Below are 9,523 nucleotides of genomic sequence, written 5' to 3'. Positions count from 1 at the left end.
CTCCGCCCCCGGCCCCTTCTGCCCCGCTCCCGAAGCGGGCTATCGCAAAGGTCGCCCGCCTGACCGCCCGACCGCCTGACCGCCCGTCGCGCATGCCGTTGCCACCGGGCACTCGCCGCATCGGGCTACGCGAGCGGTGCACACTACCGCGCCCAGCTCCATGATCGCCTGATTGAAAGTCCATGCCGTCGCACCGCGGCGGGGGGTGAGTGCCGCTGCCGTGGCCCAAACGCGGCTTTCGCTCGTCGCGCGCCTGTGAAAGGCGCGGCGGATGACGCGGGCGACGTTGGTGTCGACGGCGGGCGTCGGCCGCTCAAAGGCAAAGCAGGCGACCGCACCCGCCGTGTAGCGTCCCACACCGGGAAGCCGGCGCAGCTCGGCCGGATCGCTCGGGATGACGCCGCCATCCCGCACGACGGTGCGCGCCAGCCGGTGGAGGTGCGCGGCGCGGCGGTAGTAGCCCAGGCCCTCCCAGCTCTCGCGCACTGCCTTCGGGGTTGCGCGGGCGAGCGACTCGACCGTGGGCCAGCGCTCGACAAAGCGATCGTAATACGCCTCCACCCGGCTCACCTGGGTCTGCTGCAGCATGAACTCGGACACCAGCACGCGATAGGGATCGCGGGTGCGGCGCCAGGGCAGATCGCGCCCGTGCCGGCGGTACCAGCGGAGCAGCAAGCGGCGGAACAACGCAATGCGAGGGGTGGACTTGCGAGGCATGCGGGGTGAAGATAATGCCATGCCCGCCGCCGAAACCCTCGACGTCCGCCGCTACGTGGGTCGCTGGACGCTGAACGCGGCGTCGCACGTGGGGCGGGTGACGCTGATGCTCGGCGACGTGGTGCGAAGCGTCAACGAGTGGCGGATCTGGGTTCCGCGCGCCATGACCGAAGCGTGGAACATCGGGGTCGGCAGCCTGTTCATCGTGCTGCTCATCTCCGGCTTCGCTGGCGCGGTCACCGCGCTGCAGGCGCGCTACCAGTTCACCGGCACCATTCCCATCTACTATCTCGCGGGCGTCATCGTCGAATCCATCGTGCTGGAGCTCGGACCTGTGCTCACCGGCCTCATCCTCGCCGGGAGGATCGGCGCGCGCTACGCGGCCGAGCTCGGCACGATGCGCGTCACCGAGCAGATCGACGCGCTCGAGAGCCTCGGCCGCTCGCCGGCGTCGCATCTCATCCTGCCGCGCGTGGCCGCCGGGCTCGTCATGATCCCCGCGCTCACGGTGATCGCGGACGTGATGGGCATCGGCTCGGGGTGGTTCTCGATGCGGCTCGTGCTGCCCATCACCAACGCCGACTTCAGCTACGGCGCGCGTACCTTCTGGCGGCCGTTCGACGCCACCTACTCGGTGCTCAAGGCGTTCTTCTTTGCGGGCTCGATCACCGTCATCTCCTGCTACATGGGGTTCACCACCAAGCAGGGCGCCGAAGGCGTGGGCCGGGCCACGACGGGCGCCGTGGTGAGCAGCTCGGTGCTGATCCTGCTGCTCGACGTCGTGCTCACCAAGCTGCTGCTCAACCAATGATCGAGCTGATCGACGTCCACAAGCGCTTCGGGAGCCAAGTGGTGCTGGACGGCGTGAACCTCGTGGTGCGCGAAGGCGAAACGATGGCGCTGCTCGGCCCCTCGGGCACGGGCAAGAGCGTGCTGCTCAAGCACATCATCGGGCTCATCCGGCCCGATTCGGGCACCGTGATCGTGGACGACAAGGACGTCGGCAAGCTCAAGCGGAAGGAGCTGGCCGCGCTCCGCTCCGAGATCGGCTACGTCTTCCAGAACGGCGCCCTCTTCGATTCCATGGACGTGTTCGAGAACGTGCGGCTCGGCATCACCGACGAGGATCGCTATCGCGATCTCGACTACAGCCGCGCGCGCGTGGCCGAGTGCCTCAAGCTGGTGAACCTCTCGCCCGACGTCATGGAGAAGTTTCCGGCCGAGTTGTCGGGCGGCATGCGGAAGCGGGTGGGGATCGCACGCGCGATCGCGGGGAGCCCCAAGTATCTCCTGTACGACGAGCCCACCTCAGGCCTCGACCCGGTGAACGCCGACGTGATCGATGATCTCGTGAAGCGCCTGAGCGATGGGCTCGGCGTCACCAGCGTAATGGTGACGCACGACGTGCGCGGCGCCTTCCGCACCGCCGACCGCCTGGCGCTGCTCACCGGCGGCAAGATCGTGCAGTCGGGCACGCAGGAGGAGTTTCTCGCCTCCGACAAGCCCAAGGTCAAGGAGTTCCTGGAGCGGGACTTCCCGAACGCCACCTTCGCCGCCTGAGGCCGCGTCATGGACCTGAGCTACAAGCAGGACGTCAGCGTGGGCGGACTCGTCATTCTCGCAATCGTTCTCTTCGTGGTCGGGACCACGTGGCTCAGCGGCAAATCGGTGCTGGGCCCGCGTGGCGACCTCTGGCACATCCGGTTCAGCGACATCGGTAACCTGAAGCAGAGCTCGCCGGTGAAGGTGTCCGGCGTGTCGGTCGGGAAGGTGGAGCAGATCCGGCTCGAAGCGCCGGGCAAGGTGCTGGTGGGTGTAAGCCTCGCCGACCGGATCGTGCCCAAGACCGACGCGCGCGCCGAGATCGTGGCGGTCGGGTTCGTGGGCGACGCGGCTATCGTACTGCACCCGGGCAAGGCGCCGCAACCGCTTCCGCGCGAGCAGGTGATCGCCGGGACCCAGGCGGTGGGCCTGAGCGACCGCGCCGAGCAACTGAGCAGCCGGGCGGACAGCGTGTTGATCGGCCTGGAGCAGGTGGCGAACAAGGAGACTGCGGACGAGTTGCGCCAGACGCTGCGTCAGCTGCAGAAGACGATGGCGACGGCCGACCGCGCCATGCAGCGGGTGACCGATCCCAAGAGCGGCACGGTGGCCGAGCTGGAGCGGACGATGGCGTCGTTCCGGCAATTGAGCACCCGGCTCGACAGCACGCTCGCGAATCCGGCGCTCGCGCGTACGCTGCGCCGCGCCGACTCGCTCACCGCCAACGTGGCCGACCTGACCGAAGCCCTCGGCGGGGCGAGCGCGCAGCTCGACTCGCTCCTCGCCGGCGTCAACGCTGGCCGGGGGACGATCGGCAAGTTTGCCACCGATAGCGGCTTTTACAACGATCTGAGGGAGCTCTCGGGGTCGATGAAGCGGTTGATAGGGGAGCTGGAGAAGAATCCCGGGAAGCTGGGGGTTACGGTGAAGGTGTTTTAGGGGGCGGTCGGGCGGTCAGGCGGTCGGTACCGGGCGGGCGGAGGGTACGGCGCGCGGGGGTTTGGTGCCGGATCTGGGGTGGGGTAAATGCAGGTTGGGGGATGATGCCTTATGAGCGGTTCGAGGCATGGCAGCTATCGCATACACTTGTCCTCGCGGTATACAGAGCGACGAGCGGATGGCCGCCCCACGAACGCTACGGGCTGGTGACGCAGGCGCGGCGGGCCGCAGTATCTGCGGCCTCCAACATCGCCGAGGGCGCTGCGAAGCGAGGCCCGCGCGAGTTTCGGCGCTACCTCGACATCGCCTTCGGCTCCGTGGCTGAGCTCGCCTACGTTCTGCGCCTCGGGCTGGACTTGGGTTATCTCACGCCAGCGCATTGGACTGAGCTCGACGGATTGCGGGGCCAGGCCAGCCGCTGCATCTGGGGCCTTTGTCGCAGCCTGGACGCCCCCGACCGCCCGTCCGCCTGACCGCCTGACCGCCTGTCCGTCTGTCCGCCTATTTTCCCCCATGCTCTCCGCCACCTTCCTGGGCACCGGCGCCGCCGTTCCCAGCATCGAGCGCAACGTCGCCGGCATCGCGGTGCAGCGCGAAGGGGAGACGCTGCTGCTCGATTGCGGAGAAGGCACGCAACGGCAGATGATGCGCTACGGCGTGAGCTTCGCCTTCCGCGAAGTGTTCTTCACCCACTATCACGCGGACCACATACTGGGCATCACCGGGCTGCTCCGCACACTCGGGCTGCAGGACCGGACGGCGCCCGTCATTCTCTATGGGCCGCGCGGCGCAGGCCGGATTCTCGGCGCGGCGATCGGGCTCGGCATCGAGCGAAACAGGTTTCCGGTGGAGATCGTCGAGGTCAGGGCCGGGGACCGGCTCGCCCGCGAGGAGTATGACATCGTCGTGTTTCCGACGGAGCACCGCGCGGAAACCGTGGGCTACGCGCTCGCCGAGCACGAGCGGCGCGGGCGGTTCGACCCGGCGCGCGCGCGCGAGCTGGGCGTGCCCGAAGGCCCGCTGTGGGGACGACTGCACCGGGGCCAGACGGTGGAGCTGCCCGACGGCCGTTCGGTAGGGGCCGCCGAATTGGTGGGTCCGCCCAGGCGAGGGCGCACGCTGGTGTACACGGGAGACACGCGGCCCTGCGTCACCGTGGTCGAAGCGGCGCGCGGCGCCGATCTCCTGATCCACGAGGCGACGTTCGCCGGCGACGAGCGGGCCCGCGCGGAGGAGACCGGGCACTCGACCGCCGCGGAGGCCGCCGAGGTGGCGCGGCAAGCCGGAGTGCGGCGGCTCGTGCTCACCCACATCAGCCCGCGCTACAACTGGGACGCGAGCGAGCTGGTGGCCGAGGCGAAGGCGGTGTTTCCGGCGGCGACTGTCGCGCGGGACGGGCTCACGATCGAGGTGCCGTTTGCCGACGCACCGGCAGACGGCGCGTCGGTCGACGCGGCATCCGCCGATGGGTGAAGGGGACGAGGCGCTCCGCTCGCGCCGACGGTACGAGGTGGCGCTCCTTGCCCTTGTCCTTCTCGTGCTCGCGTGGAGCGCGGCCGCGCCGAAGGATCGCTTCACCTGGCTGCTCGAGGTGTTTCCGGTGTTGATCGGGCTTCCCATCGTGGTCGCGACGCATGCGCGGTTTCCCCTGACGCCGCTCGCGTACGGCCTGCTCGCGGTACATGCCTGCATTCTGATGGTGGGGGGACGGTACACCTACGCCCAAGTGCCGCTCGGCTTCTGGATGGAGCGGGGGCTCGGGTTGGCGCGGAACGACTACGACCGCATCGGCCACTTCGCGCAGGGGTTCGTGCCGGCGATCGTCGTGCGCGAGGTGCTCTGGCGGACGTCCCCGCTCCGGAAGAGCCGCTGGCTTCCGTTCCTCGTGCTGTGCGTCTGCCTGGCGATCAGCGCGTCGTACGAATTGTTCGAGTGGGGCACCGCCATGGCGACCGGAACCGCGGCCGACGCGTTCCTCGGCACGCAGGGCGATCCGTGGGACACGCAGTGGGACATGTTCACCGCGCTCGTGGGCGCGGCGGCGGCGCTCGCGGCGCTGTCGCGGGTGCACGATCGCCAGCTCGCGCGGATCGCGCGCTGAAGCGTGGCGCGGAATCGCGCGCCGCGCGCCGGACCACAACCGCTCCGGGAGGAGCGCAGGAGGAGGAGAGCCGAGATGGGAAGACTTCGAACGATTGTGGCGACGCTCGCGGCCGGTCTCGCCGTGGCCGCGTGCAACGACAGCACCAATCCCGCGGCCAACAGCGCGCAGCTCCGGGTGGTGCAGGCCGTGCCCGCTTCGCCGACGCTCGACGTGCTGCTCGACGGCGGCGTGCTGGTGCAGGACCTGGCGGCCGGCTCGTTCGTGCCCTACCGCCTGGTGACGGCCGGCGCGCGCAAGGTGGACGTGACGACGAGCGACGGCACCCCGGTGGCCAGCACGACGGCCACGCTGCTCGACCAGTCGAGCTACACCCTGCTCATCGCGGGCACGGTGGGCGCGGTGGACGTGAAGCTGTTCACCGACGACATCCAGCTCCCACCGACCGACAAGACCAAGCTGCACGTGGTGCAGGCGTCACCGGCGGAAGGCACCGTGGACGTCTATGTCACGGCTCCCGGCGCCGACCTCACCACGGCGACGCCGACGTTTGCCGGGGTGACGTTCGAGACGTCGACGGATACCCGGATCATTCCGGCCGGGAGTTACCAGGTGCGGGTGACGCCGGCGGGATCGAAGATCGCGGACATCGATGCGGGGACCCTGATGTTCAACTCGGGGCAGGTGCAGACGGTGTTCGTCGTTGACAAGACCGGGGGCGGCAAGCCGGGAACCGTCGCGGTGGTGCTGGACAACTTCTGATCGGCGGCGCGGGCTGCGCGCATCCCGCAAGATGCTCGCGGGCAGACCAAAATGGGTGCGGGGGCGGAGCCGACTGTGTGCTTGTCGGCGGAGCCCCCGCACCCATTTTTGTCTGCCCCTCACGCAATTTCCGTGTGCGCGTACCCCCCGTCGCCGATCAGCGCGCGGCGATCTTTACGTCGGCGCCGGACCAGGCGCGCTTGAAGCGGGCGTCGACCTCCGCGGCCGCGCGCGTCTTGCCCTGCTTGCGCAGACTCTCCGCGAGGCCGCCGAGGGACCAGCCGTTTTCGCGATTGCGGCGGAGGTCCTCGCGGAACGCCAGCTCGGCGCCGCGGGCGTCGCCGAAATCGAGCAGGACGCGGCCGAGGACCTGACGGATCGGGTGATACCAGGCGGGCGGCTCGTCGTAGGTGAGGCTGTCTTCCATTGCCGCGGCGTCGCGCAGGAGCTTGACGGCGGTGGCGCGTCGATCGGCGCGCACGGCGAGCTCGGCGGCCAGATGGCGGTGGGCGATGCCGAGGAGCGCCTTGGCCGAGTTCTGGCCGACGATGAAGTCCGGCGCGGTCGCGGCCTCGACGGCGCGCACGCTGTCGAGCTCGGCGCGGGCGTTGGCGGTGTCGCCCTTGGCGGTGAACGCGAGGCCGCGGGTGTAGTGCCACATCCCGGCGGTGTAGCGGAGGGCCGCGGCGGTGTCGGGAGCGGGCGCGGCGAGCAGCTCGTCCCACTTCTCGAAGCGGGCGAGCGCGAAGTAGGGCGTGGGCAGGAGGAACTGGGCGGCCGGGAATCCGCGGTAGACGTCGATCGGGATCGCGTCGCCCACCTTGCGCGCGGAGGCGAGCGCGTCGGCCTCTCGGCCCTCCATCGTGTACGCCGACCAGAGGAAGTGCTCGTTGTGGGTCGGATAGAGGAGCAGGTATGGGCCGGTGTCGTGGCGCATGTCCATGAGCGCCTTGTCGGCCGCGAGCGCGTGCACGTTGTGCCGTACCGCGTCGGCGTAGCGGCCGAGGCGCATGTAGATGTGCGCGGGCATGTGGACGAGGTGACCCGCGCCGGGCATCAGCTCGGCCAAGCGCTCGGCGCAGGGCAGGCCGCGCTCGGGTGTGGGCGACGCCTCGACGGCATGGATGTAGTAGTGGCAGGCGCCGGGGTGGTTGGGATTCCGCGCGAGCACGCCCTCGAGCGCCGCGATGATGTCGTTGATGCGGCCCTTGGGCGTGCCGCCCACGGTGTAGTAGTTCCACGGCTGGAGGTCCATGAGCGACTCGGCCCAGAGGGTCTGGGCATCGGGGTCGTCGGGATAGCGGTGGGCGAGGTCGCCCATGGCGGCGGCGTAGGCGGTGTCGAGCATGGCGCGGCTGGCGCCCTTGGCGTCGGAGTAGCGGGCCGCCACGGCGGCGATGTAGTCGCGCTCCTCGGGCGACGCGTGGGATGCCAGCGCCTGGGCGTGGTGGACGGCGTCCATGGCGTCGGGAATTGCCTTGTCGTCCATCGGCAGGTTGATGTTGGGGCCGAGGGCGACGGCGACGCCCCACCAGCACATGGCGCAATCGGGATCGCGCCGGGCGCCTTCCCTGAAGGAGGCGATGGCCTCCTCGTGGTTGAAGGCATAGATGAGGCGGAGGCCCTGATCGAACCACGGCTGCGCGTCGGCGGAGGCGGAGACGGCGTGGTGCAGGGAGCCGAGGTTGGAGAACAGAGGAGGAGCGGTCGGGCGGTCGGGCGGTCGGGCGGTCGCGGTAGAGTCGGCATCGGAGCTCGCGGCGGTGGATGCGAGACGGGATGCGGGGTTGCTGGTGCGATTGCACGCGGTGGCGACGGCGACGGCGGTGGCCGCGGCGGCGAGTACCGGGGCGATGGCGACGACCGGGAAGCGGGGGCACCGGGTCATGGTGGAGTCTCCGGGGCGGCGGTTTTGGGATGGTCGCCAATATACGCTTCGGGTCGGGAAATGGCCTCGTTTCGCGGGCTCGGTGTGGGGAGTCGCGTGGCCGCGGGCGGGTCAAAATCCGGTTGACGCCCATGGGGGCGACGGGTAGGTTTCGCGGCTCACGGGGCTGTAGCTCAGCTGGGAGAGCGCTGCAATCGCACTGCAGAGGTCAGGGGTTCGATCCCCCTCAGCTCCATGGCCGCACTCCAGAAGCGGCCACGATGCAACAGTGGTCCCTTGGCAATACTGCCCCTTGGTGTAACTGGCAACACGCCTGACTCTGGATCAGGAGAGTCCTGGTTCGAGCCCAGGAGGGGCAATGGCCACCGTACCAGTGGTGGCCATTTTCGTTTTGTTGACGCATGCCGTGCGTGGGCTTCGATGCGTTGAAGCATGCGCCTTCGTCGGCTGCGATGGCCAACGGCACCATGCGCGTCTACCTGACGACGGAGCGCGCAGGCGGGGCCCATCGCCTGGGGACCGCGCTGCCCGCCGCGGCCACGGGCACAACGCAAACCACCGACCCTCTCCCACAGGCGACCGAGCTGAGCGGCCTGTTTTCGGGGCGGCTGGACTTTGTCACGAACAAGAAGGACTTCGACTTCAGCGTCGCGCTCTTCGAGCTGACGCCGCAGCACCGATACCTTCAGCTCTCGTCTTGCCGGGCGCCAGCGAGCTACGTCGGACATCTGAGTCGCCGTCGGCTCCTCACGGGCGGCGCGCATGAGCGCATCGTTTTTACAGCGTGCGGCTGATGAGCCGCCGCTGCGAGGCCGGAAGCAGGATCGTGGGGGTTCTGGGCATTATCAAGAATCCTGGCCAGCAGGTCAACTACGGCTCGGGCAAACCCGTCAGCGACGAGACGATCGCTGACGTCGGCGCGCCGCTCGGCATCCGGTGGTTCGCCGATTCGTTCGTTGACCTGCGGCACGGTGATGCAGGAATGGAATCAGCTCCCCAGAAGCCGGCCCTCCAAAAGCTGGCCCCTGTCCGCGATCGCCCATAGAATACGGCGCACCATGCCGCAACCATTCCATTACGCCTTCTTCATCCGCGATCTCGCCTCCACCCGCCGGTTCTACGGCGACGTCCTCGGCTGCCGCGAGGGACGCAGCACCGACACCTGGGTCGACTTCGATTTCTTCGGCAACCAGATCTCGGCGCACACCACCGGCGCGGTGATCCCCACCCGGAACACCGGGCAGGTCGAGGGCATTCACGTGCCGATGCCGCATTTCGGGGCGCTGCTCGAGTGGGACGCATTTTCGGCCCTGGCCGAGCGCATCCGCGGGGCCGGCATTGCGTTCATCCTCGAGCCCCGAATCCGCTACGCGGGGCAGCCGGGAGAGCAGGCCACCATGTTCCTCCTCGACCCGAGCGGCAACGCGCTGGAGTTCAAGAGCTTCAAGCATCCCGAGCACGTCTTCACCGCATGAGGACGGCCTCGGTCGTCGTCATCGGTGCGGGAGCCATCGGCGCGAGCGTCGCCTATCACCTCGCGCGCCGAGGCTGGCGGGACGTCCTGGTGCTCGACC

Annotated in this window: 11 protein-coding genes and 2 tRNA genes; 11 read left to right on the top strand and 2 right to left on the bottom strand. The window is 69.2% G+C overall.

All coding sequences use genetic code 11. The features are described from left to right. Window positions 1–39: 39 nt before the first annotated feature. Window positions 40–717, bottom strand: a complete 678-nt coding sequence (locus tag VFW66_02525) for a hypothetical protein (protein HEX5385555.1) — start codon at window positions 715–717, stop codon at window positions 40–42. A gap of 19 nt (window positions 718–736) precedes the next feature. Between VFW66_02525 and VFW66_02520 the strand changes: the two genes are divergently transcribed. From VFW66_02520 to VFW66_02495, 6 genes are all read left to right on the top strand, one after another. Continuing rightward, a complete protein-coding gene (locus VFW66_02520; protein ID HEX5385554.1) occupies window positions 737–1,528 on the top strand; it encodes an ABC transporter permease in 792 nt (263 codons plus the stop codon). Continuing rightward, complete coding sequence (locus VFW66_02515; GenBank protein ID HEX5385553.1) at window positions 1,525–2,277, top strand: ATP-binding cassette domain-containing protein; 753 nt, start codon at window positions 1,525–1,527, stop codon at window positions 2,275–2,277. Before VFW66_02520 ends, VFW66_02515 begins: the two co-directional genes overlap by 4 nt. A gap of 9 nt (window positions 2,278–2,286) precedes the next feature. Continuing rightward, a complete protein-coding gene (locus tag VFW66_02510) occupies window positions 2,287–3,198 on the top strand; it encodes an MlaD family protein (GenBank protein ID HEX5385552.1) in 912 nt (303 codons plus the stop codon). Between the two features lie 513 nt (window positions 3,199–3,711). After that, complete coding sequence (gene rnz / locus VFW66_02505) at window positions 3,712–4,671, top strand: ribonuclease Z (protein HEX5385551.1); 960 nt, start codon at window positions 3,712–3,714, stop codon at window positions 4,669–4,671. Continuing rightward, entirely contained in the window at window positions 4,664–5,299 is a 636-nt protein-coding gene (locus VFW66_02500) for a DUF2238 domain-containing protein (protein HEX5385550.1), read from the top strand. The genes rnz and VFW66_02500 overlap by 8 nt, the downstream gene beginning before the upstream one ends. A gap of 75 nt (window positions 5,300–5,374) precedes the next feature. Beyond that, window positions 5,375–6,061 carry a DUF4397 domain-containing protein gene (locus VFW66_02495; protein HEX5385549.1) on the top strand — a complete coding sequence of 229 codons (687 nt, stop codon included), beginning with the start codon at window positions 5,375–5,377 and terminating at the stop codon, window positions 6,059–6,061. 157 nt (window positions 6,062–6,218) lie between these two features. On the opposite strand, the gene VFW66_02490 is transcribed toward VFW66_02495, so the two are convergent. Continuing rightward, a complete protein-coding gene (locus tag VFW66_02490) occupies window positions 6,219–7,949 on the bottom strand; it encodes a hypothetical protein (GenBank protein HEX5385548.1) in 1,731 nt (576 codons plus the stop codon). Window positions 7,950–8,111: 162 nt separating this feature from the next. Between VFW66_02490 and VFW66_02485 the strand changes: the two genes are divergently transcribed. The 5 genes from VFW66_02485 to VFW66_02465 all read left to right on the top strand — a co-directional run bounded on the left by VFW66_02485 (window position 8,112) and on the right by VFW66_02465 (window position 9,424). Next, window positions 8,112–8,184: transfer RNA gene (locus VFW66_02485), tRNA-Ala, on the top strand. A gap of 51 nt (window positions 8,185–8,235) precedes the next feature. Then, window positions 8,236–8,308 (top strand) — tRNA-Gln (locus VFW66_02480). Between the two features lie 93 nt (window positions 8,309–8,401). Further along, window positions 8,402–8,743, top strand: coding sequence for a CocE/NonD family hydrolase C-terminal non-catalytic domain-containing protein (locus VFW66_02475; protein HEX5385547.1), 342 nt, complete (start codon window positions 8,402–8,404; stop codon window positions 8,741–8,743). Next, entirely contained in the window at window positions 8,743–8,994 is a 252-nt protein-coding gene (locus VFW66_02470; protein HEX5385546.1) for a hypothetical protein, read from the top strand. Before VFW66_02475 ends, VFW66_02470 begins: the two co-directional genes overlap by 1 nt. Before the next feature lie 13 nt (window positions 8,995–9,007). After that, the gene (locus tag VFW66_02465) at window positions 9,008–9,424 is read left to right on the top strand and encodes a VOC family protein (protein ID HEX5385545.1); all 417 of its coding nucleotides are present in this window, start codon (window positions 9,008–9,010) and stop codon (window positions 9,422–9,424) included. Window positions 9,425–9,523 lie beyond the last annotated feature (99 nt).

The sequence above is a fragment of the Gemmatimonadales bacterium genome, from assembly GCA_036279355.1.
GTDB lineage: Bacteria > Gemmatimonadota > Gemmatimonadetes > Gemmatimonadales > GWC2-71-9 > DASQPE01.
The sequence above is the reverse complement of the archived record's forward strand: the minus strand, read 5'-3'. Positions and strand labels throughout refer to the sequence as shown.

Excerpts from the sequence above, each read along its gene's own strand:
- VFW66_02525 (HEX5385555.1), bottom strand. The coding sequence starts at position 717 with ATGCCTCGCAAGTCCACCCCTCGCATTGCGTTGTTCCGCCGCTTGCTG.
- VFW66_02520 (HEX5385554.1), top strand. The coding sequence starts at position 737 with ATGCCCGCCGCCGAAACCCTCGACGTCCGCCGCTACGTGGGTCGCTGG.
- VFW66_02515 (HEX5385553.1), top strand. The coding sequence starts at position 1,525 with ATGATCGAGCTGATCGACGTCCACAAGCGCTTCGGGAGCCAAGTGGTG.
- VFW66_02510 (HEX5385552.1), top strand. The coding sequence starts at position 2,287 with ATGGACCTGAGCTACAAGCAGGACGTCAGCGTGGGCGGACTCGTCATT.
- rnz (HEX5385551.1), top strand. The coding sequence starts at position 3,712 with ATGCTCTCCGCCACCTTCCTGGGCACCGGCGCCGCCGTTCCCAGCATC.
- VFW66_02500 (HEX5385550.1), top strand. The coding sequence starts at position 4,664 with ATGGGTGAAGGGGACGAGGCGCTCCGCTCGCGCCGACGGTACGAGGTG.
- VFW66_02495 (HEX5385549.1), top strand. The coding sequence starts at position 5,375 with ATGGGAAGACTTCGAACGATTGTGGCGACGCTCGCGGCCGGTCTCGCC.
- VFW66_02490 (HEX5385548.1), bottom strand. The coding sequence starts at position 7,949 with ATGACCCGGTGCCCCCGCTTCCCGGTCGTCGCCATCGCCCCGGTACTC.
- VFW66_02475 (HEX5385547.1), top strand. The coding sequence starts at position 8,402 with ATGGCCAACGGCACCATGCGCGTCTACCTGACGACGGAGCGCGCAGGC.
- VFW66_02470 (HEX5385546.1), top strand. The coding sequence starts at position 8,743 with ATGAGCCGCCGCTGCGAGGCCGGAAGCAGGATCGTGGGGGTTCTGGGC.
- VFW66_02465 (HEX5385545.1), top strand. The coding sequence starts at position 9,008 with ATGCCGCAACCATTCCATTACGCCTTCTTCATCCGCGATCTCGCCTCC.